A 20,377-nucleotide genomic window follows, 5' to 3' on the forward strand; every position below is an offset into this window, starting at 1 on the left:
GAAGGTACCTCAGTTGACGACCAAAACTTCAGAGACTGCTGACAATCGAGTTTCGTCCCATGGGGCCAGCGAACCCACGATCGATTGGTGTGTGTATTCAAGGCGAATCGTTGCCGCCCCGTTTGCTCGTTCTCCGACATCGTGCCAGTCAACTTGTAAATCAACGTCGGCGGTTTTCATCGTCGGTAACAGCTGAAGCGCTTGATCGTTGATTCCAGTCAGTTGGTCGATGGAACCCGACATGGCGATCGGTTCCAAAAGAAGAGCTTCGTCGGGGAAATTGCCACTTTGAATCGACAAGGTTCGGCTAACGTTCCGAGCCGTCGCTGACAACGCATTCGAGCGAAGCACCAATAATCCAAGATCCAGACTAAAGAAAATCGCGATCAGAAAGGTTGGTAATACGATGGCGGCCTCGACGGCGGCCACCCCATGGCGGTTATTTGCACAACGTTGGCTGCGAAGTGAGGTCACGTTACGGAACCATATCGCAGGTCTATTTTCGGCTTGGATTCGATGCGAAGATTTCATTGTTTGCCCCTTGTTTTGGAATGTTTAGGCCGATTCCGTCGGTGTGGTTACAAGCTTTGCCCTAAGGAACATTACCTGTACCGGCGAATGGTTTGCCTGCGATGGATGTCGGTTTCCACGGGAATAAACTTCGACACGATCAGCGGCTTAAATTTGTATTCGATATCGACGGTCACCAAAAAGAACAGATCGTTCTCCGCAGTGGCGGTGATCGTGATCTCCGGCGCGTCCTCGGCTGGGACCTTCAATTGTTCTAGTTCTTCAGTCACGATGTCGCGGATCGATGTCTCCCAGGCCGCTTTCGTGTCGTCCACAAAGTTCTCGGACGCACCGTAAAGGGCTCCGCGTTCCGCAGCTTGAGTGACAATGATTTCCGCGTGGTAGATTCGCGAATAATCGATTGCAGCGGCTACCAGCAGCAACAGGACGGGCGTGATCACCGCCGCTTCAATTGCGGTTGAAGCATGACGCCGATTCGTGATTCGAGACTTTCTTGGTCGACGATGAAGCCCATAAGGCGTGCCGTGATTACTTTGCATCGGGGACTCCAAAGGCGATCGCAAGTTGGATGAACGCTGGACCCGCGACGACGATAAAGATCGCTGGAAGAATCAATAGCAGAACAGGAAACAGTATTTTGACGCTGGCGCGCTGCGCCATTTCTTCGGCGTTCGCTTCACGCTGGTTGATCATCATGCCAGCATGATCTCGCAACGCGTCCGAGATATTCGTGCCGTATCTTTGAGCTTCGCCGGTGTACATGGCGAGTGTTTTTAAAGCATCGAAATCGGTCCTCGCTGCAAAATTAGTCAGGGCTTCTTCTAAGGTTGCACCCATTGCAGTGTCCCGCTGGACGACGGCCAATTCGATAGCCAACCCCGGATGGGCGATCTCCATTTCTTCCGAAACGCGTTTAATGGTAAATGGCAACGTCATGCCAGCGTCTAAGCAAACGATCATCAGTTCCAGCAGATCGGGAATCGATTTTCGCAACATGCGATGTCGACGTTGGCCCATTTTCGTAACCCAGCCAACGGGCAAATAGGCTGCGACGACCATGATCGCTGCCGCAATGCATAGGGTGACGCCAAAGATCTGTGTCACTTCGCTAAAGAACAGCAGCAAACAACCGCAGGCCCCGGCAAGCAAGAAGATCACTCGAATCACAAGGTATCGACGGGCGGCACCCGGCGCATAATAACCAGCTCGGGAGAGCTGTTTTTGAACGGATGCCTTGTTCCCAAGATGGGGCATGATCGCATCAAGTCGCCGCCACCAACCGGTCGTTTTGCGGTCGGTCGCTTCGGCGGTGGTCGCATGGGCCAACGCTAAAGTTCGCTTGTGCAATGCTCGACCGTATGGGTCGACCTGCCGAAGCAAAATATAGAAAAAGCTGGCGGTGCTGACGAACGCAAGTCCGATGACGATCCATTGAGCGGTATTCATGGTATTTCCAGTGGTCCTTAGACGTCTATCCGCACGATGCTCTTGATCCACAAAGTTCCCAGGCCTTGAGCTGCGGCAGCGGCAACGAGGATCATCGGACGTTCGATCAAGGTTTCGATGTAATCAGGTGAAAGAAAGTACAACCCTAGAAAAGTTAGGATCGGCAACGCTAACAAAACGATGGCTTGCATCCGACCTTCGGCGGTCAAAGACTGCAGCCGTTGTTCGAACTTTTGACGTCGCTGCAACGTTTTTGACAAATTGTCGAACACGGAAACAATATCGCCTCCGCTTCGTGATTGGACCAACAGAGCGACCACGAACATTTGCAGTTCCATGACCCCACCACGTGCTCCCAAATCACGAAGGCTTGAATCTCGGCTTAGCCCCAGTCTCTGTTGGTCACAGCAGAGGGCAAATTCCGTAGCGATGGGAGCTTCGAAAGCCTTTGCAACCGAATTCATTGCAGCAGGAACCGTCTGTCCGGAGCGAACGGCGCGACCCAAAAATTGTAGGACCATCGGAAGCTGACGCGAAAGTTTGCGACGCCGTCGACCTCGTTGAAATTTCAGATAGAACAGGGGAATCGGCAGCCCAAGTGGAAACAATAGGATGCCGAGGATTCCAGCAAACAGAAAACCGAGTGCACTACTGATCACTCCGCAGCCGATCGCTAGGATGACAATCGTACGGACCGACGTTTCGACTCCGGATTCTTCCAACAACCGCTCGATCATACGAGTCGTCATGGCTCGGTTGTCGCCGGTCCATAAGCGTTCGCTCTCTTGCTTGAAGATCGAAGCTGTGGTGGTATTGTTGGTCGCTTTGCCCGAAGTCAAATCACGCAAACGAGATCGTAGCGTGGCGGGATAGCCACCCGCCCAAACCGTTACCGATTGGGACATCACAAAAACGACAGCCGAGATGCTGACAAAAACCAGCAGAGATATCAGCAGCGGAATCATATGGTTTTATCTCCCCAGATGCGATCGATTCGAGCGTCTGAATTTGGTGAGGCAGTGAATAGGTCTTTGGGGGGCTGCCATCCTTGGTTCATCAGTTTTTCAAGGCAATCCGGGACGATCCCGCATGCGCTGAAGTGGCCGATTGGTTTTCCTTCTTTGTCCACCCCTTCCTGATTCCACGTAAAGATGTCGTGGATATTGATGGCATTGCTCATCATGCCAGTGATTTCAGATATCTGAATCACCTTACGGGCTCCCGATGGCAGGCGGGCAACTTGCACAACCAAGTCGATGGAACTGGCGATTTGCCGTTCAATTAGTTGCATCGGTAGTTCCGGTGCGGCCAGGTTGGTCAACATGCTCAGTCGCGAGAGGGCTTCTCGACAATCGTTTGCGTGTAAAGTTGTCATCCCCCCGTCGTGACCGGTGTTCATCGATTGCAGCATGTCAAAAGCTTCTGCACCGCGACATTCGCCAACAATGATTCGATCGGGTCGCATTCGAAGTGCGTTTTTCAGTAGGTCACGACAGTTGATTTCGCCTTTGCCCTCTAGATTTGGTGGGCGTGTTTCCATTTTGGCAACATGCGGCTGCTGCAATTGGAGTTCAGCAGCATCTTCGATCGTGACAATTCGTTCGTCTGGCGAAATGAATGCAGAGAGGGCATTCAATAGCGTCGTCTTCCCTGCCCCGGTCCCACCTGAAACGAGAATGTTGGCTCCACCGCGAACCGCGGCTCCCAGGAAGGTCAGCATCTCTTTACTGATTGCACCGTGGGCGATTAGATCCGACGCGGTAAGGGGCCGGGTGGCCGCACGGCGAATCGAAACAAGGGCCCCATCGATTGCCAATGGTTTCACCACAGCGTTCAGACGACTGCCGTCCGGCAACCGAGCGTCGACAATCGGGCTCGATTCATCGATTCGGCGTCCGACACGACCAACGATCCGTTGGACAATTTCAATCAGGTGATCCAGGCTCCGGAAACAGGCCGTGGAGGGTTCGACCTTGCCCCGTCGTTCGACAAAAACACTGTTCGGACCGTTGATCAAAATATCGGAGATCGTCGGATCATTTAGCAATGGTTCTAGCGGACCGAATCCAAGCGTCTCGTCGACCAGTTCGTCGATCAACCGAGTGCGTTCGGCCTGGGTTAAGAGGTCGGTGTGTCCCCCACAGAGATGTTCCGCTGCGGCGCGCAACTGAGTCACCATGACTTCGGTGGAGACATTGTTTAGGACCCGCATGTCCATGCCACTAATCAATTTCTTATGCAACTGCACTTTCAATTCTGAAAGCCGTTTGGCACGAGCGTCTTGAGGGACTTTTTCGAGACTACGGATCACGGGAGACTTTCCTGACTATTTTGAGGTGTATAAAAGGAACAGCACTCTTCTTTAATTTGCGTGCGCCACGGCAAGGCCCAGCTTTTTAAGGATTCGATTGCGGAAACCCGTAGGTTCCTGGGGGACTTCGCCACTGATCAAACGCCGTGCGTTCAACAGTTGGGTTGACATTCCGCTGGTCGGATAACGGGTGATCACCGGTTGGCCAAGGTTCGTACTAACCGTCTGGGGGACCGGATCAAAGGAAACCGGATAGACCTTGACGTCATGCAACGCTTTGCGGATGTCACGGATATCGGGATGAACCCCGTTGTCAAAATCGACCGTGACCACATGGATGTGTTCGATCGGAATGCTCGCATCCAGCAACCGTACCAGTCGATATTTCGTACGCCAAAGCGCTGCAACATCCAGTCGAGAGCACAGCACAATGGAATCGCATTGCAAAATCGAATCGATATGATGATGGGTCGTGTAGTCGTCAAATGCGATTACGGTGGGAACGTTCTTGGCGCGCGAGTGCTGGAGCAGCGGCCGAGTGACGGTATCCAGAACGGGCGCATCTAAGGGAGCGCCGCGGCTTCCAGAAAGCAGTTTGACTCCTGACGGATGAGGCGTTAAAGCTTCGGCGATCATTTGATCGTCAATGCTTGGGTGGGCTAACAGATCATCCATCGAATACTGAGGATCTAACTGCAAACGAGCAGCCATTGCGGATCCCCAAAACCTTAATTCCAGCAAGTTACAGGTCCCTGAAACCTGTGCAAAATCCGCAGCAAAATTGATCGCTACCAAGTCTCCATCACTGACATCGCCGGTGGTGAGAACTGCGATTGCACTTGTGTTGGCAGTCGAATGACTACCTGATTTGATTCGGCTGACCAGTATCGGGATCTCGTTTTCTAGCGATCCATGAACGTCGATGTAGTCGTATGCTCCACTTCGGATGCACTCCACGACAACGCCTGGTTCGGCTACGGGGCCGACAACAATGATGCGTGCGTCGGTGCTACTTGCGAGACGCCGCACCAAGCCGAGATTGGCTTCACCTGCCTGCCGAATGCCAATGAAGATAAGGTCAATCGTGGAATCTTTACGAGCCTTATCAATCCAATCAGGATCGGATGAAACCGATTCGCAATCAATCCCGCAGAGGGTTGCGCTTTCTAAAATAGTGGCATCTAGTGAAGCGTCATCACTATAGACAATTCCAAACATAGGACTTATTCGATTTCGAGAATAGATTCGCACTGATGAGAGGAACCGCAGTGACAGAATGGTATTCTGGATATCTGTTGGTTGCCCCTCGAAGGCTAGAACGGAATCGAATGCTTGGTTTCGACTTTTCCTGCGAAAATAGGCTGTGGCAAAAAAACAACGCGAACGCAAAAAGCTAAAAACGGCATTTTTGCTAGAGAAAAATGGCAAGAAGACTCTTCAGGCGGATGTGTGCTTGCGGCAAACCGCATCGCCAACCGATCGGTGGGTGATCGGTAAGTGAGGCAGCCAAGCTGGATCCTCGTCGATTCAAGTGCCTGTAGATCAGCTACCGACGGTGATTCGTTCGGGGCTGTTTTTGGGTGTTTGCAGACGTCCCATATTTTAAAAAGGGGTGCACTGGAGGCAGGTCGAAGGACGTTCGGCGGCGTGGAGAAAATTGGATTGGATGGGCGCATAAAAAAACCGCACGAAGTCCGACAACTTCGTGCGGTTGATTGAGTCGAAGTGTTAGCGTTCCGGAGAACTAAGCACTTTTGCTCATTGGAAAGTGCTTTCCTTTTCCATTGATGACATCTTCATCAATGGTGTAGACGGTTCCTTCGGGTTGGTCAGGCAGTTCGTACATGATGTCTAGCATGACTTCTTCTAGGATCCCGCGAAGACCACGAGCCCCGACACCCTTATCGATCGCTTTCTGAGCGACTTGATACAAGGCTTCGTCGGTGAACTTCAGGTCACATTTTTCCATTTGGAACAATGCTTGGTACTGTTTTGTCAGTGCATTCTTTGGTTCCTTCATCACCTGAACCAAACCTGCGGCGTCGAGCGGACGAAGGTTGCTGACAACGGGTAGACGTCCGACAAGTTCGGGAATCAGCCCAAATTCTAGGATGTCATCACTTCGAACTTGACCAAGCAACGTGCCGACATCGGAATCGTCGCGATGGCTGGAACCACCACCGAATCCAAGCTTACGATCGCCTAGTCGTCGACGAATGATGTCGTCGATCCCGGTGAACGTACCACCACAGATGAATAGGATATTGCTGGTATCCATCTGGATGTACTGTTGTTCGGGGTGCTTTCGTCCACCTTGAGGCGGAACATTGGCAACCGTCCCTTCCAACATCTTCAAGAGGCTTTGCTGCACCCCTTCTCCGGAAACGTCTCGAGTGATGGAGACGTTGCTGCTGGTCTTGCCAATCTTGTCGACTTCGTCGATGTATAGGATCCCACGTTGTGCGGCTTCGAGATCAAAGTCGGCAGCGTGGAGCAGTTTCAACAGAAGGTTTTCAACGTCTTCGCCGACGTATCCAGCTTCGGTTAGGGTTGTTGCATCGCCGATCGCAAAAGGAACGTTTAGCATTCGTGCCAAGGAGCGGGCGAGCAGTGTTTTCCCACTACCGGTTGGTCCGACCAGCAGGATATTGCTCTTCTCGATTTCGACGTCGTTGCTACCTTCCCATTCATTGTTCAGTCGTTTGTAGTGGTTGTGGACCGCTACAGCGAGAACTTTCTTGGCGTCTTCTTGTCCGATGACGTACTGACTTAGGTGTTCTACGATTTCGCGAGGAGCCGCGATATCTCCAAACAGAGACTTAGAGGGTCCGCGTCGGCGTTGTTCTTGGTCCAGGATGGACTGGCACAATTCAATACACTCGCCACAGATGTAGACGTCTCCCGGCCCTTCGACCAGCGGTCCAACATCTCGATAGCTTTTGCGGCAGAACGAACAAAATGCGTTCTTCTTGGTCGTTCCACTGCCACGGCGGGCGCTAGGGGTTTCTTTGGAAGTCATGCACGGCTCCTTGCTGTGTTTGTCAAACGCGACGGCGGCGCGGCCCTGAGCCAAGCTCGAAACGTTGCGTCGTCATACGTGTCCGACAACGGACTGGGAAGGTCCACAGCTCGAATGCTTCCCGTCGACCCAGAATCGGTGGGAGAGCTGACGCAGAGGGTGTCTGCAATCAGCAACCGGTCTATAGGGGCAAAGCGGGTTCGGGGCATCCGTGTCCTCGAATTTCGAGCCAATCGTGGGGTTCAATCAAAAAATCAATATATAAAGCGGTGACGTCACATCACCCCTCTGGGGTTTGTAACGACGAGCGGTTTCACCTGCGGTCATCCTGACCACATTCGTATCGAAACCTTTGCCTCTCATTCGACGCCCATCGATAATCGCTTGGTTTGTTGCAGTTGCCCACAAGTCTGCCGCAATCATCCAGAGACGTTGAATGAGACACGTTCCTCACCGAAGTCTATCTTTCGGAATTTCAAGCTACGGTTGTCAACTCGCCGATTCGATTCTGGCTAATTTGCTAGCGATTAGCGAGTTAGCTCCCCGTCTTGGGCGGTGGAATCCCAACAACTTGCCACCATGAAAACTCCATTACCAAGCATGACAGTCATGTTCGGTACTGTAGAAGTAATCGGCATGCCCGGAGTTGTTGGTAGGTTCGTGCTACTCGGCAGACTTCGCTGCGTTGTAGTCGAATGATATGCAGTGTCCCATCCGAGGGTCCAGCGTTCTTGTTAAAAAAAGAAAAGAAAAACCGGTTTAGTGCTTGACGAATGGGCGTCCGGACGTTTTAGGTGACGCGAAATCGAGCCGATAGCAGGATGGCTGGGACCACTAACGCAAATAATCCGCCTCCCCAGGCCGGGCCCGCCCCTAACAACGCGATGGCGGCACAGAACGGGATTAAGGTCAGGATCGATATTTTGATCAGGATTTGGATCTTCGCGGGACTCGGGTCCGAGATCGCTCGAATGCCCCGCACAAAAACGGCCAGGGCAATCAATCCGATCAGCATGGGAAATGAGCGGCTTGGCGAAAGATGCCAGATTTCCCCTGGGGCGGCTAAGCGAGGCGCGAATGCCAACACCAACGCGCCCAGCATTGCAATGATCAATCCGATCGGAAGGACCGCCGATTTCTGCTGGGCCTTGGCTTCGTGACGTGCCATGCAGGTCACGCCCGTGATATACAACCCCATTCCGGCAGCAAATGCCAAGACGTGGGGTGCGGCAAAATCGTTTTCGCTTCCCGTCCCGATCCCCGCGAATTCCAGTGCCGCAGGCATTGCGGTAACGGCCCCCAATAAAAAACTAAGAAACCGACACAGCCCCATCACCACTGGAGCGATGATCGTTTGTTTTAGAGGCCCGTCGTAAGCGACGATCATGACCGCCAAAACAAGCCCCACGATCGCTGGTCGGAGGTTCCATACGTAGTCCGTTGCGGGGATTGCACCGCTTAACCCTGCGGCGCCAACCCCGGCAGCCAATAGGAACCAACCTGCGCGGCCTGCCACAGCAAGGGATAGATGCCCAGCTGGAAGAGGACGATGAGGGCGTTCCACACGGTCCTTTTCAACGTCAAACCAATCATTTAGCACCATCCCTGCCCAGTAAAGAAGAACCCCTGCGGCAACAACACATAACAACCGTCCGATCGGAGACCCGCTGTGGGCGACCAACACATACCCGGCGGTAACGTCCGCAAGAATGGTGAATGTGTTTGGGAAACGGACGAGCTGAGCCCAGCGATAGAGGGATGACGGACGGGACAAGTGTAGGTACCTCGGAACAAAGATGGGTGCAGGATTTTGCGATTGTAGCGAATGGAGCGAAGGGTGCCGTGGAGGGGGAAGAGAACTACCCAATTCTGTTTTCGTTTAAAGCGACCTCCTTAATCGCGACCTAGTCTTTTTGGAAGGCCGTGCAATCTGGGCGGCCGTGACCACAATCCTATTTCTTCTTGGAGTTTTTTCTATGGCTGGTCGTCTGAAACGCAAAGGATTTTCTCTATTGGAAATCATTGCTGCCGTGATCATCTTGGCTGTTGTTGCCGCGGCGACTGTGGCAACCGTTGCTCCGATGCGACAGAAAGCCGATGACAAAATGGTTATCCAAGAACTGGCAACACTGAACAGTTTGGCCAATACCTATTTCATCGAATATGGCAGCTTCCCCGCCAGCATCACCTCGCTGCGTACCACGGGTTACTTGGCTTACACCACGACCGAGGATAAAGCTCGTTATTCACGCTTGAATAGTCGTTACAAATACGATCGTTCAACCGGAACGTTTAGCGAGAAATAATCCATAGTGAATATTGCTCCTGTCCTATACCTTCCCTGTTGTCCAGCCCTTGTGCGGAACAACAGGGATTCGGATCGCGTTCACCGCCCTGGAGTGACATTGCTAGAAACGGTTCTTGCGGTGGTCATTCTTTCGGTCGCAATGGTGGCAACATCCGCACTGGTTCGCCCCGGGGTTTTTGCTTCGAGTGCAACACGTGGTGCTGCAGGGGACGCGGCCAGCTTGCTCCGGTTTGCTAGACAGGATGCGATTCTGAAACGTTCCGCCGTGGATGTCGAATTGGTGAGTAAAGGGGGCGTACAGCATCTGTTTATCACCGTTCAACCCAACGCCTTTGATTCGGGATCTCAAGTTCTATGGCCGCTTGCTTCGACCGTTCAGGTCACCGGAACGCCGACTCGAATCCGATTTCTACCCTCGGGCGACGCCGATTCAAGCCTTCGCTGGGACTTGATCGACGATTCTTCTCGACGCGAACTGCAAGTTCTTGCCGCCGGCGGTATCGTGCAGCAACGCTGATGGAAGTGATCGCGGCAACCGTGATCACCAGTTTGCTTCTGATCCCATCGCTTTCGATGTTGGACCAGACGAAGCGCCTAAGCAATCGTCTGGAGATCCGTGAACATCTGGTTTTTGAAGCGGAACGATTGCTCGATTTCCGCAAATATGAACTAGCGGATGACACACCGTTCATGCAGGCTCATGGACGAATCAGCGGGACGGTTTCTACCGGGTCCTTGGCTTCTCGAGGGCTCGCCCAAGGACGTTACCAGTTGACGACGATTCAAGATGGGACAGTCTCTTCCTCTGCGATGGAATTACTCGATTTACAAATCGTTGCTTGGAACGATGTCGATGGGGATCGATCGCTTGATCCCGACGAACCAAGCGTCCACTTGGTCAGCAAGTTAATGCGCCCTCCCCTTTAGGCATCGCGATCTGACGCCGGAGTTTGCTTTTTGCCTCTTCAAAAGTGCTCGTTCTATGTTGGTTGCTCATTATCCTTTACCGCTTGTCCGCACGCATTTTCATGGTGCATCGCCGCGGCAGGCGTTTAGCCTTCTAGAAGTGATCGCGTGTATTTCGCTGGTCGGAATCATGTTGATTCCGCTTGCCGGCATGATGCGGGCCTCTGCGCATGCTTGGGAAGATGTCGAAGCCGAAGGAGGTCAAGATGCCGATCTTCGGTCGGCTTGTCGCTGGGTCCAAAACACGTTGCGGAATGCGGATCAGGTTGTGAACGTTAACGCCGAATCGGTGCAGTTTACCGCCGCAGGCGAGCTCCAGACGATCCAGGTTCTGCGCAATCAACTGTGGTTGATCGCCCCCTCCAATCGGACGCTGATTGCGGACGCGATTGCAAAGATTGAATGCCAACCGCTGCGGCGAGCGTCCGATTCGCAAATCGTTGCAGTCGATTTTCAGCTGACCGCGGTCTCGGTCAGTGGAGTTTCGATTCCCAGTGTCGGTACGGTCGCAACGCTTGATGCATTGAGGCTTCGATGAACAGGTTCCACCAAAAGACAATTGTTGGGTGCTCGGTTATCCGTCGACGACGCGGAGCCGCGTTGTTGATTTGCATGTTGGCGGCCGCGGCGGTTTCCTTGTCGGCGATGGCCATTTTGCGGTCTCTTCATCGTTCGTCACTTCGGACGCAGAGTATTGAATCGATCGCGGCTGATCGACAGGTGGCGATGGGAATCGCCAATGCTGCGGTTTCCCAGTTGAAGGCGAATCCAACTTTGTCGGGGGACCTCTACTATCCGTCGCTAAGCGAGGACGCAAGAGTCGCGGTGACTCGCGTCTCTAGCAAGGAGACTTTGCTGACGGTTTGGCTTTTTCCGGCAGCCACACAACCGGCTTACATCCGCACCGTTGATCCCTCCAAACTGTAGATTTCTGATTTGGGCGTTGGTCTGGCAGAGGTAAACCGACGAGGGGACGTGTTCGTTATCGCGGCAAAGATCCGCCAGCTACCACTCCCAGTAGGTCCAAGGCCCAGGCCCCGAAGCTTCCGGAGGTTGTTCGATGAAGCCATCGCTGGCCGCTAACGCTACCAAGTCTCCGGATCCCTTTCCGGGCACAATGTTTGCGTTCCCTTGTGAATCGATTTTGACAAGACGCAGCCACCACAGCGGAAGCGTTTTTGAGGGTGGGTCTACCAATGGGATCGCAGGTGGATGGCGTTCGACGGCGCCTTGAAAACAAGCTAACAAAGGAAGGAGGAATCTTCTTGCTCCGACCGCGGCACTAACCGGGTTGCCGGGTAGTCCCAAAATTAACTGACCTTGCTTGGTGACGGCTGCCAAGATTGGTTTCCCCGGTCGCAACGGGACGCGGTGAAAAACAAGTTCCCCGCCGCATGCCAGAACGGCTGCCGGTACATGGTCATAATCGCCCATTGAAACCCCGCCGGTAAACACAACCACGTCGGATATAGCCAAAGCCTGGTTTAGTTTCGTCTGGATGTTGGGAAGCGAATCGATGACGCGCTGGACAGGATGCAGATGCACATCGGGTCGATGGATTAACATCGCCTGTAAGGTTGGTCCGTTCGAATCACGCAATTGCCAAGGCGTTACCGATTGTCCCACCGGTTGTAGTTCGTCACCGGTGACAATCACACTGACCCGGACCTGTTTTTGGACTTCGATTTGGGAAGCTCCAAAATTTGCGGCGGCTGCGATCGCGGCGGCGTTTAATAAAGTCCCAGCCTCCAAAACCACTTCACCGCTGGAAATGTTTTCGGCTTGTCGTCGGATGTTGTCACCATGCTTCGCCCGCCTAGCCGAATCCCGCAATGTGATCGAAGTCGCTGATTCTTTGGTCTCTTCGCGACGGATCACGCAGTCGAACTCACTTGGAACGATCGCTCCTGTAAAAATTCGGACGATTCCCTGGCTCGAGCCGGAGGGAGGCGCGTGCCCAGGGCGGCTTTCTCCGCAGACGTCTAAACTTCCAGGGTTGGCTAGGTCTTGCATGCGGAGGGCGTATCCATCCATCGCCGAAACGTCGGCGGCGGGGCTGTCACGGTCGGCGGTCAGCGACGTCGACAGGATTCGCCCGGTCGCTTGATCCAATCGGATTCGCTCGCTTGAAGTCCGCTGAATTTTGTCGCGCAGCTGTCGCACGGCCCCCGCTGGGGTCCATGGACTGGTGGGATGATTAGGATCGTTCATGAATGGCTGTCGAGGTATTGTTGGTATTGTTCGGGGGTGTTCAGATTCGCCGGTACCGTTTTCGGTAGGGAAACCAAAATTGGATTGGCATTTGCCAGCCAGCGGGAAAGACTGCGAGACTTGGAAGTCGCTAGTTGTTGCAGCGAATCGGAAAAACAACAGGGATAGATGGCAAGCATCGGTTCTGCAAACGATCCGTCAAAGGTCGCCGCGATCGGGCGATCGGGATGAAGTGAGAAGGTTCCAATTAACTCACTCAGATGATCGGAAGCGATGCCAGGCATATCGAGCGGGATGACCAACAGCCCGCGGATATTAGGATCCTGCGAAGCCCATTGGACGGTGGTCGCGACTCCTCCTGCGGGGCCCAGGTCCGGAAACCGATCGGGAATGAATTGTACGCATCGTTTTGAATCGGGTGCCGATTCGGATGAGTGTTGATCTGACGATCGGCCCGCTACCACAACTTGCGAACAGACTGTTAGCAGACGTTTGATCGCATGTTGCAAAAAACTGTCGCCACTGGGAAGCAACAACTTGGCCTTGTCGGATCCCATCCGCAGTGATTTGCCTCCTGCAAGGACGGTTCCGATCAACGCGGTTTGAGGCGGCAGTGGCTCGGGGGGAGGATTCGCAGAACTAGACATCGCGTGTTTCGGCTTTAGCAAGCACATCTTCCACCCAGCCGCGGTTCCGCATCATGGCTGGGAAACCGAGTGTCGGAGCCGTCAACAGGGCCACATGTCGCAGGTCATCGCCACTGCAGCTGGCTTCCAATGCCTTGCGGCAGTGAGAATGGGCGGCTCCCTCTTGTCCGGAACTTAGTGAGATCGCCAGTTTGACCAGTGCGACCTCGCGATCCGATAGCGGACCAGATTCCCGTGCTGCCTGACCCATCGCTTCGTAGGCTTGCATGAATTCGGGATGCGTTTGGTGCATCTGTTGATAGCGTTTGGGAATCATTCAATAGGTCCGGATGATGACATTTCAGGGCTTTCAGCTGCGGCAGGGCCGAGCGGTCCACGATCATGATTCGACCGAGGTCGCCGCTAGCGGTGCCATGGCTTCAGTTTAGCAAAGAACCGATCTTGGCATTTGACGTCGTTTTAAGAGGCCCATGGAATGGCTTTCTACGATCAAATCGGTTTGGTAACAGAGCGGCACTCGGATCCTTGCAGGCATTGCGAATTGGCAGGGAGGCCGTATCTCTCATCAGGGGGTTTCACCTTCTCCGTTCAACCATGACAATCAGGGTTTTGATGACCGCTGCTTCATGAGTGACTTAAATGTGCGGAATCACTGGAGCCATTTGGAACCGGCCCGATGGGGCGATTACGCCCGCTCAAATCCAGGGCATGGCGGATGCGATTCGTCATCGCGGACCCGACGACGAAGGGTTCTATAACGCCCCGTTTCACCGAGACGCAGCGGGCGACGTTCCAGGTGTGGGGCTGGGGTTTCGTCGGTTAAGCATTATCGATCTGGAAGGGGCTCGGCAACCACTCTGCAACGAAGATCAATCGATGTGGATGGTCTTCAATGGCGAGATCTACAACTACCCCACCCTGCGGCGAAGATTGGAGGGTGCTGGCCATCAATTCCGAACCGATGGCGATGGGGAAAATATCCTGCATCTTTACGAAGATGTCGGGCTGGATTGCTTTTCGCATCTGAATGGCATGTTTGCGATTGCGATCTGGGACGCGAATCGTAGAAGATTGGTTTTGGGCCGTGATCGTCTGGGGCAAAAACCGCTCTATTACACGATCCAAGATGGTCGTCTGTTGTTTGCCAGTGAATTGAAATCTTTTGCGACGATCCCGGGCGTTCTTGAAACGATCGATCCAGCGGCGATTGATGAATTCTTGACCTATCAATACATCCCGCATCCAAACACGATTTGGAAGGGCGTTTTCAAATTGCCGCCTGGTCATTGGGCTATCTATCAAGATGGGCAGCTGACGGTCAAACGATACTGGGACATCGCGTTTGATCAGGAAGAAAAGATCTCCGAACCCGAAGCGATCGAACAGCTGCGAGAATTGCTGACCGATTCGGTACGCTTGCGGTTGCAAGCCGACGTTCCTGTAGGAGCTTTTCTGTCAGGTGGGATCGATTCTTCGTTGATGGTTGCCTTGGCACAAAAACAGCGTACCGATCCGATTCGTACCTTTAGTATTGGATTTCCCAACAAGGACTTCGATGAAACCGCCTATGCCCAGCAGGTCGCCGATTATGTCCACACCAAACACACGCGTTTCGAAGTCCAGCCCGACGGCGTGTCGATTATCGATAAATTGGTCTGGCACTATGATGAACCGTTTGGCGATTCCAGTGCGATTCCAACTTGGTACCTGTCGGAGCTGACTCGCGGTGAAGTAACGGTTGCTCTGTCGGGGGATGGCGGCGACGAATTGTTTGGAGGGTATGAACGGTACCGGGCCCTCTGGCTCAGCCGAAAACTGCAGCAGGTTTTCCCGGTTCACAAACTGCCCGGTCTGGGGTTGATTCAGAAACTGCCCGATTCCTCCCGGCGGCGAAGCATTGTTCGACGCGGGAAGCGATTTTTAGAAGCGCTCGGCCAGCCTGCCCCTCGCCGCTATCTGAACTGGCTGCAGATTTTTCCGGAATCGATGCGCGCGGAAATGTATGCCGATGGCTTTGTATCGCAGCTGCCCGGCGAAGATCCTTTTGAATTTTTGCACGACGCGTGGAAGCGAAGTGATGGGCGTGACCTGGTGACGCAGGCGTCGATGGCCGATCTGCAGACCTACCTCCCGTGCGATCTGATGACAAAAGTAGACATCGCTTCGATGGCCCACGGGTTAGAGGTCCGTCAGCCGATGCTTGATTACCGTGTCGTCGAACTGGCGGCCCGGCTTCCGGTGGCGATGAAATTTCGTGGTCGTCGGGGCAAGCTGCTGCTCCGTTCGACTTTCGAAAAAGAAATCCCAGCTTCGATTTGGACTCGGCCCAAAATGGGATTCGGCGTTCCTATTTCCGATTGGTTCCGCAATGAGCTAAAACCGATGGTTCATGACCTGCTGTTGGACCCGAACGCCAAACTAAATCAGTACATGCGGCCGGAAGCGATCGCATCGATGGTCCAGCTACACGTTTCCGGTCAGCAAAACCACTCCTATCGTTTGTGGAATTTGCTGGTGCTGGAAAAATGGCTCCGCCGCTGGACTGGCGGAAGCCAGCCAGTTCAGTAGGGTAAGGATTCTGACCTGAGCGATGCCATCCGGGAGCGATATGTGTTATTACATTGGATGCTGAACGTTTTATGTATTGCTAAGGATTCGACGTATTTACGCGGTTGCAACCAAGGAGAGGGACATGCAGGATACACTAACCGTTATTTTGGCCGGCGGACGTGGCTCGCGTTTAGAGCCGCTGACCCGCGATCGAGCTAAGCCAGCTGTTCCGTTTGGGGGGCTGTACCGGATCATTGATTTCGCACTCAGCAATTGTCTGAACAGCGGAATGAAACGGATGCTGGTGCTGACTCAGTACAAAGCTCAAAGTCTTGACCGGCATTTGGACGTCGCTTGGCGGAACTATTTCTGCCGCGAACTGAACGAGTTTATCGATGTCGTTCCCCCCCAGCAGCGGATTGCGGACAACTGGTATCAAGGGACCGCCGACGCGGTCTATCAAAATATCTACGCGATCGAGCGTGAACGTCCGGAACATGTTGTGATCTTGGCGGGAGACCACATCTACAAGATGAACTATAAGGCGATGGTTGAATATCATCGGCAACAAGACGCTGATATTACGGTCGGTGCACTGCGAGCAACGGTCGATGAAGCGCGCGAGTTTGGGGTCATGCAGATCGACGAATCGCAGCAAATCATCGGTTTTCAAGAAAAACCAGCAAACCCTCAGCCGCTGCCCGACGACCCCAATGTCTGTCTGGCGTCGATGGGAATCTACGTCTTTAAAGCGCGTTACTTGTTTGAGCAGCTTTGCCGGGACGCCACGAATGAAGAAAGCCGCCATGATTTTGGTGCCAACATTATCCCGACCGCCATCGGCACTCACCGCGTTTTCGCATTCCCCTTCAAAGATGAAAATCGAGATGCAACGGGAGACATTAAAAGGGAAGCCTACTGGCGTGACGTGGGGACGTTAGATGCCTACTTCGAAGCCAATATGGACCTGATCCATGTCGACCCTCAACTGAATTTGTATGACCAAGCGTGGCCCATTCGTGGTTTCCAACCGAATGTGCCCCCCCCGAAGTTTGTGTTTGGCAGCAACAATACCGAGTCGGAAGGTGGGGAGCCTCAACGACGCGGCGAGGCTCTCGATTCCATCGTCTGCCAAGGAGCGATTTGCAGTGGTGGGAGTGTTCGACGCAGCATCATTGGTCCGGAAGTTCGCATCAATAGCTTTGCTACCGTCGAAGACAGCATCCTGTTTGAAGGTGTCGACGTCGGTCGTCATGCGAAGATTCGGCGAGCGATTATCGATAAAGGAGTATGCATCCCCGCAGGAATGCAAATCGGCTATGATTCCGAACAGGATCGTCAACGTGGATTTACGATCAGTCCCGGAGGTGTGGTGGTGATCGCGCGAGGTGAGCGTGTCGATACCGATCCGGTTGGCTCATTCTAATCCTGAATATTGACGCAGACTTTGTACGATTCGGAGCGATTTTATTGTGATTAGCCCGCTTACCCTGTTTGCACTTGGCCTAGTTATAGGTGCTTTGTTGCTTGTTGTAGGGGCGTACGCGGGGGTTCGGATCGGGACAAAACGGGCTCGGGCCGATCAGGCGGCCGACCGGACTCGCGTCTTAACTTTGCTTCAGGAATTGGGTAGCTGGACCCATGAATATTCGGGCAACGTTTCGCGGTATCAGGATCAGCTCGATGTAATTTCCAAAGCGGTTCAAGCGGAATCGCAGGAAGGCCCCAACAAAGTTATGCAGTTGTTGGAGCAAATCATGCGCAGCAACAAGGATCTGAAGAAACGCCTGGACGCTGCCGAATCTCAGCTAGACAAACAGACGCAGCAAATCGAAAGCTACCTTTCCGAGGCGCGTACCGACGGGCTAACCGGTTTGGCAAACCGCCGGGCTTTCGATCAACGACTGGAAGAAATGTTCTCGGCCTATCGAAAAGGAAATGGTCGCTCCTTCGTGTTGGCTTTGGTTGACATTGATCATTTCAAGCAAATCAATGATCAGTATGGCCACCAAGCAGGTGACGAGGTCCTTCGGCAAGTGGCAACCCTGATCGGAGAACGCTTAGAGGGTGCTTACCTGGTGGCACGATTCGGCGGCGAAGAATTTGCTGCGATCATGCCGACACCGCTGCGATTAGCGGCGGATCGAGCCGACAAGGCCCGCCAGATTTTGGCCGCTCAATCGCTCGATGCCGGAGACCTTTCCGTTGCGGTCACCATCAGCATCGGATTGTCGGAACTGCGTGACGATATGGTCAGTGGACCGTTGGTTCGCCGAGCCGACGAAGCGTTGTATGCAGCCAAGGGCCGGGGCCGAAATCGGGTCTACTTCCACGATGGTAGTGACACCATTCTAGTCGGAGCGCCCGAAGTCATTTCTTAGGTTTGTTCCGTTTTATTGTCGCCTTTCGCTCCATGAAAGTCGCTTTACGGGAGCGTTCTTTCGCGGGGCGAAAGGCGACATTCACTCTGCGGTTCTAATTGATCGCCAAATCGGATTCGATTGCCTCACGCATTTGGTTCACGCCATTCCGACTGTACCCTTCCCAGACTCCGGTGACCTTTCCGTCGCCATCGATCAGAATTGTGGTGGGGAACGACATCCCGTGACGGCCTAAAACCTTCGCTGCCGCGACGCGTGTATGTCCGTAAGGGTCGCAGTAGGTTGGGATTTCGATTCCGATCTGGCTGTAAAATTCAAGGGTCGCTGTGCGGAGGGATTCAAAGCTGTTGCTCCCTACCGAGGGCTCACACGAAACCGAAACGAAACGAAAATCATCGGCAGACATCAAAGTCACCTCTGAAGCCATTTCAGCGATTTCAGCGTATTCTTGCCGGCATGGCGGACACCAAGTACCCCAAAAATGGAGCAAGATCACAGGCTCTGCCGAACCTTCGGTCGGGGATATTTCCAGCGAAGCTGCCTGACCGATCAGCGGCATCACGGAAATGTCCGGCCCCGGCTTTCCCACTGCTGGGTGCTTTGTTGGGTTGTGGCTGTTCGTTAGCATCACAAAGACCAGTCCACCCACAGTCAAAATGGACACTAACCAAAAGATCCACGGACTGCGGTCAGCGATTTGCTGCTGCGGTGGAGGCAAGCCTTTATGATTGGAGTCAGGACTGGACATGAAAAATTCCCGCGAGCGGCCGATGAAAAACCGTATGATACTAAAACGCTACTTGGATAATGGTCAAGGCAAAGCCATTTCCGTCATCGTCTTTTGGACCTTCCTCGGGTTAGGGACTCTAAATGCGGTCGCACAGAATGAATCAAATCCCTCCAGCAGCGGCGTCATAACCGAAAACTTGCCAATTGTCGGGGACGTTCTGCAGGAGAAGGTAAAGCTGGCAGAGCCGCGTTTGACCGAAAGTAGTGGGTTGGCTTTCTCGATTCGAAATCCTGATCGGCTTTGGACTCACAACGATTCAGGCGATGGAGCTTGGCTATATGCGTTTAACCGACAGGGAAAAGCGACCGGCCGGTGGTTCTTAATGAGCGTCAAAGCGAACGATTGGGAGGATCTCGCTAGCTTTCAGGTCGATGGCCAATCGTACATCGTGATTGCCGATACCGGAGACAATGATGCAAAGCGGAGCGACATAAAACTCCATTGGTTCAAGGAACCCGATCCGGATGACTCGGGACGGCTTTTCCAAGGCCAAGTCCAGACCATTCGGGTCCGCTATCCATTTGGGGCTAGAGACTGCGAAGCAATTGCTGTCGATCCGAAGACCAAGTTGGTCTGGTTGGCGACCAAACGCTGGCTTCCTAGTTGCGATTTGCTAACCGTTCCGCTGGCCGCGTCGGATGATCTGGTTACCGCCACAAGTGCTGGCGTTTTGCCGTTACCCATGGTGACCGGGATGGATATTTCCGCTGATGGTCAATCGATGGTGATCGGAAGCTATTTGAATGCGGTTCTGTTTCACAAAAAGCAAGTCGCCGAAGACTGGTCAACTACGTTGCGTTCGGACCCACTCTCGTTGGCGATGCCAAAACTGAGACAAATTGAGGCCATTGCCTTTGATCTTCAAAAGAGAATTTGGGTGACAAGTGAAGGAAACCCCGCCTGGCTCGCCCCGGTTGCTGCGGAACCGGTAATGGAGAAGTAGAGGCGTTCTGCCGTGATGATTCATAATCCGGCATGTATCGGCAAACGCGATAACGCAGTGGTGTGGTCCCCCTCTCCTCGCTTTGGTTTGAGGCTCCTTAAGTAGGGATGAGTAGGGAAATGTGCCCGACGCTTGGAGGCAGTTCCATGCCAGCTTGCCTGCCTAGAAGCCAAGATTGGAAATTGAATTGCATCTCGACAACAACGTCCGCATCCGGTGGCGGCCTGAAAAGCATCGCTGCTATTTGTAAATTGTTCGTTTCACGGCGATTACT

Annotated in this window: 21 protein-coding genes; 9 read left to right on the top strand and 12 right to left on the bottom strand. The window is 53.5% G+C overall.

Features of this window, described 5'->3' with window-relative positions; translation table 11 throughout:
* Nucleotides 1-9: 9 nt before the first annotated feature.
* The 8 genes from FF011L_RS00115 to FF011L_RS00150 form a co-directional block, all read right to left on the bottom strand.
* Entirely contained in the window at nucleotides 10-531 is a 522-nt protein-coding gene (locus FF011L_RS00115) for a TadE/TadG family type IV pilus assembly protein (RefSeq protein ID WP_145349384.1), read from the bottom strand.
* Nucleotides 532-602: 71 nt separating this feature from the next.
* Nucleotides 603-1,070, bottom strand: a complete 468-nt coding sequence (locus FF011L_RS00120; RefSeq protein ID WP_145349385.1) for a TadE/TadG family type IV pilus assembly protein — start codon at nucleotides 1,068-1,070, stop codon at nucleotides 603-605.
* Nucleotides 1,060-1,977 (bottom strand): type II secretion system F family protein, encoded by a 918-nt coding sequence (locus FF011L_RS00125; RefSeq protein ID WP_145349386.1) that lies wholly within the window; start codon nucleotides 1,975-1,977, stop codon nucleotides 1,060-1,062. The genes FF011L_RS00120 and FF011L_RS00125 overlap by 11 nt, the downstream gene beginning before the upstream one ends.
* Nucleotides 1,978-1,994: 17 nt before the next feature.
* Nucleotides 1,995-2,942: a type II secretion system F family protein gene (locus tag FF011L_RS00130; RefSeq protein ID WP_145349387.1), complete on the bottom strand. Its 948-nt coding sequence runs from the start codon at nucleotides 2,940-2,942 to the stop codon at nucleotides 1,995-1,997.
* The gene (locus FF011L_RS00135) at nucleotides 2,939-4,288 is read right to left on the bottom strand and encodes a CpaF family protein (protein WP_145349388.1); all 1,350 of its coding nucleotides are present in this window, start codon (nucleotides 4,286-4,288) and stop codon (nucleotides 2,939-2,941) included. The genes FF011L_RS00130 and FF011L_RS00135 overlap by 4 nt, the downstream gene beginning before the upstream one ends.
* A 51-nt stretch (nucleotides 4,289-4,339) precedes the next feature.
* The gene (locus tag FF011L_RS00140; RefSeq protein ID WP_145349389.1) at nucleotides 4,340-5,506 is read right to left on the bottom strand and encodes a hypothetical protein; all 1,167 of its coding nucleotides are present in this window, start codon (nucleotides 5,504-5,506) and stop codon (nucleotides 4,340-4,342) included.
* Between the two features lie 526 nt (nucleotides 5,507-6,032).
* Nucleotides 6,033-7,307 (bottom strand): ATP-dependent Clp protease ATP-binding subunit ClpX, encoded by a 1,275-nt coding sequence (gene clpX / locus FF011L_RS00145; RefSeq protein WP_145349390.1) that lies wholly within the window; start codon nucleotides 7,305-7,307, stop codon nucleotides 6,033-6,035.
* Nucleotides 7,308-8,097: 790 nt separating this feature from the next.
* On the bottom strand, nucleotides 8,098-9,081 hold the full coding sequence (locus tag FF011L_RS00150) for a UbiA family prenyltransferase (RefSeq protein WP_218932907.1): 984 nt from the start codon (nucleotides 9,079-9,081) through the stop codon (nucleotides 8,098-8,100).
* 202 nt (nucleotides 9,082-9,283) lie between these two features.
* Here FF011L_RS00150 and FF011L_RS00155 point away from each other — a divergent pair, with 202 nt between their 5' ends.
* Genes FF011L_RS00155 through FF011L_RS00175 form a run of 5 tightly spaced genes read left to right on the top strand, consistent with a single transcriptional unit; the run spans nucleotide 9,284 to nucleotide 11,508 of the window.
* On the top strand, nucleotides 9,284-9,613 hold the full coding sequence (locus FF011L_RS00155) for a prepilin-type N-terminal cleavage/methylation domain-containing protein (RefSeq protein ID WP_145349392.1): 330 nt from the start codon (nucleotides 9,284-9,286) through the stop codon (nucleotides 9,611-9,613).
* A gap of 6 nt (nucleotides 9,614-9,619) precedes the next feature.
* Complete coding sequence (locus FF011L_RS00160) at nucleotides 9,620-10,132, top strand: GspH/FimT family pseudopilin (RefSeq protein ID WP_145349393.1); 513 nt, start codon at nucleotides 9,620-9,622, stop codon at nucleotides 10,130-10,132.
* Nucleotides 10,132-10,542, top strand: a complete 411-nt coding sequence (locus FF011L_RS00165) for a hypothetical protein (protein WP_145349394.1) — start codon at nucleotides 10,132-10,134, stop codon at nucleotides 10,540-10,542. Before FF011L_RS00160 ends, FF011L_RS00165 begins: the two co-directional genes overlap by 1 nt.
* 55 nt (nucleotides 10,543-10,597) lie before the next feature.
* On the top strand, nucleotides 10,598-11,119 hold the full coding sequence (locus FF011L_RS00170) for a hypothetical protein (protein ID WP_145349395.1): 522 nt from the start codon (nucleotides 10,598-10,600) through the stop codon (nucleotides 11,117-11,119).
* Complete coding sequence (locus tag FF011L_RS00175) at nucleotides 11,116-11,508, top strand: hypothetical protein (RefSeq protein WP_145349396.1); 393 nt, start codon at nucleotides 11,116-11,118, stop codon at nucleotides 11,506-11,508. The genes FF011L_RS00170 and FF011L_RS00175 overlap by 4 nt, the downstream gene beginning before the upstream one ends.
* Nucleotides 11,509-11,586: 78 nt before the next feature.
* Here FF011L_RS00175 and FF011L_RS00180 read toward each other — a convergent pair whose 3' ends face one another.
* From FF011L_RS00180 to FF011L_RS00190, 3 genes are read right to left on the bottom strand one after another with little or no spacing between them, the layout of a single operon-like run.
* Nucleotides 11,587-12,792, bottom strand: a complete 1,206-nt coding sequence (locus tag FF011L_RS00180) for a molybdopterin molybdotransferase MoeA (RefSeq protein WP_145349397.1) — start codon at nucleotides 12,790-12,792, stop codon at nucleotides 11,587-11,589.
* On the bottom strand, nucleotides 12,789-13,439 hold the full coding sequence (locus FF011L_RS00185; protein WP_218932908.1) for a molybdenum cofactor guanylyltransferase: 651 nt from the start codon (nucleotides 13,437-13,439) through the stop codon (nucleotides 12,789-12,791). The genes FF011L_RS00180 and FF011L_RS00185 overlap by 4 nt, the downstream gene beginning before the upstream one ends.
* Nucleotides 13,432-13,755: a carboxymuconolactone decarboxylase family protein gene (locus tag FF011L_RS00190; protein ID WP_246109643.1), complete on the bottom strand. Its 324-nt coding sequence runs from the start codon at nucleotides 13,753-13,755 to the stop codon at nucleotides 13,432-13,434. Before FF011L_RS00190 ends, FF011L_RS00185 begins: the two co-directional genes overlap by 8 nt.
* A gap of 323 nt (nucleotides 13,756-14,078) precedes the next feature.
* Between FF011L_RS00190 and asnB the strand changes: the two genes are divergently transcribed.
* The 3 genes from asnB to FF011L_RS00205 all read left to right on the top strand — a co-directional run bounded on the left by asnB (nucleotide 14,079) and on the right by FF011L_RS00205 (nucleotide 18,370).
* The gene (gene asnB, locus FF011L_RS00195; protein ID WP_145349399.1) at nucleotides 14,079-16,007 is read left to right on the top strand and encodes an asparagine synthase (glutamine-hydrolyzing); all 1,929 of its coding nucleotides are present in this window, start codon (nucleotides 14,079-14,081) and stop codon (nucleotides 16,005-16,007) included.
* Nucleotides 16,008-16,083: 76 nt separating this feature from the next.
* Nucleotides 16,084-17,415 carry a glucose-1-phosphate adenylyltransferase gene (gene glgC, locus FF011L_RS00200; RefSeq protein ID WP_261342554.1) on the top strand — a complete coding sequence of 444 codons (1,332 nt, stop codon included), beginning with the start codon at nucleotides 16,084-16,086 and terminating at the stop codon, nucleotides 17,413-17,415.
* A 46-nt stretch (nucleotides 17,416-17,461) separates the two neighbouring features.
* Nucleotides 17,462-18,370, top strand: a complete 909-nt coding sequence (locus tag FF011L_RS00205) for a GGDEF domain-containing protein (protein ID WP_246109644.1) — start codon at nucleotides 17,462-17,464, stop codon at nucleotides 18,368-18,370.
* A gap of 94 nt (nucleotides 18,371-18,464) precedes the next feature.
* On the opposite strand, the gene FF011L_RS00210 is transcribed toward FF011L_RS00205, so the two are convergent.
* Entirely contained in the window at nucleotides 18,465-19,118 is a 654-nt protein-coding gene (locus FF011L_RS00210) for a TlpA family protein disulfide reductase (protein WP_145349401.1), read from the bottom strand.
* A gap of 22 nt (nucleotides 19,119-19,140) precedes the next feature.
* Here FF011L_RS00210 and FF011L_RS00215 point away from each other — a divergent pair, with 22 nt between their 5' ends.
* Nucleotides 19,141-20,103: a hypothetical protein gene (locus FF011L_RS00215; protein WP_145349402.1), complete on the top strand. Its 963-nt coding sequence runs from the start codon at nucleotides 19,141-19,143 to the stop codon at nucleotides 20,101-20,103.
* Nucleotides 20,104-20,377: the final 274 nt, after the last annotated feature.

The sequence above is a fragment of the Roseimaritima multifibrata genome (assembly GCF_007741495.1).
Classification (GTDB): Bacteria; Planctomycetota; Planctomycetia; order Pirellulales; family Pirellulaceae; genus Roseimaritima; species Roseimaritima multifibrata.

Coding starts and splice junctions, on each gene's coding strand:
- FF011L_RS00115 (WP_145349384.1), bottom strand. CDS start 531: ATGAAATCTTCGCATCGAATCCAAGCCGAAAATAGACCTGCGATATGG.
- FF011L_RS00180 (WP_145349397.1), bottom strand. CDS start 12,792: ATGAACGATCCTAATCATCCCACCAGTCCATGGACCCCAGCGGGGGCC.
- clpX (WP_145349390.1), bottom strand. CDS start 7,307: ATGACTTCCAAAGAAACCCCTAGCGCCCGCCGTGGCAGTGGAACGACC.
- FF011L_RS00215 (WP_145349402.1), top strand. CDS start 19,141: ATGAAAAACCGTATGATACTAAAACGCTACTTGGATAATGGTCAAGGC.
- FF011L_RS00210 (WP_145349401.1), bottom strand. CDS start 19,118: ATGTCCAGTCCTGACTCCAATCATAAAGGCTTGCCTCCACCGCAGCAG.
- FF011L_RS00175 (WP_145349396.1), top strand. CDS start 11,116: ATGAACAGGTTCCACCAAAAGACAATTGTTGGGTGCTCGGTTATCCGT.
- FF011L_RS00190 (WP_246109643.1), bottom strand. CDS start 13,755: ATGATTCCCAAACGCTATCAACAGATGCACCAAACGCATCCCGAATTC.
- FF011L_RS00125 (WP_145349386.1), bottom strand. CDS start 1,977: ATGAATACCGCTCAATGGATCGTCATCGGACTTGCGTTCGTCAGCACC.
- FF011L_RS00165 (WP_145349394.1), top strand. CDS start 10,132: ATGGAAGTGATCGCGGCAACCGTGATCACCAGTTTGCTTCTGATCCCA.
- FF011L_RS00140 (WP_145349389.1), bottom strand. CDS start 5,506: ATGTTTGGAATTGTCTATAGTGATGACGCTTCACTAGATGCCACTATT.
- asnB (WP_145349399.1), top strand. CDS start 14,079: ATGTGCGGAATCACTGGAGCCATTTGGAACCGGCCCGATGGGGCGATT.
- FF011L_RS00130 (WP_145349387.1), bottom strand. CDS start 2,942: ATGATTCCGCTGCTGATATCTCTGCTGGTTTTTGTCAGCATCTCGGCT.
- FF011L_RS00155 (WP_145349392.1), top strand. CDS start 9,284: ATGGCTGGTCGTCTGAAACGCAAAGGATTTTCTCTATTGGAAATCATT.
- FF011L_RS00170 (WP_145349395.1), top strand. CDS start 10,598: ATGTTGGTTGCTCATTATCCTTTACCGCTTGTCCGCACGCATTTTCAT.
- FF011L_RS00185 (WP_218932908.1), bottom strand. CDS start 13,439: ATGTCTAGTTCTGCGAATCCTCCCCCCGAGCCACTGCCGCCTCAAACC.
- FF011L_RS00120 (WP_145349385.1), bottom strand. CDS start 1,070: ATGCAAAGTAATCACGGCACGCCTTATGGGCTTCATCGTCGACCAAGA.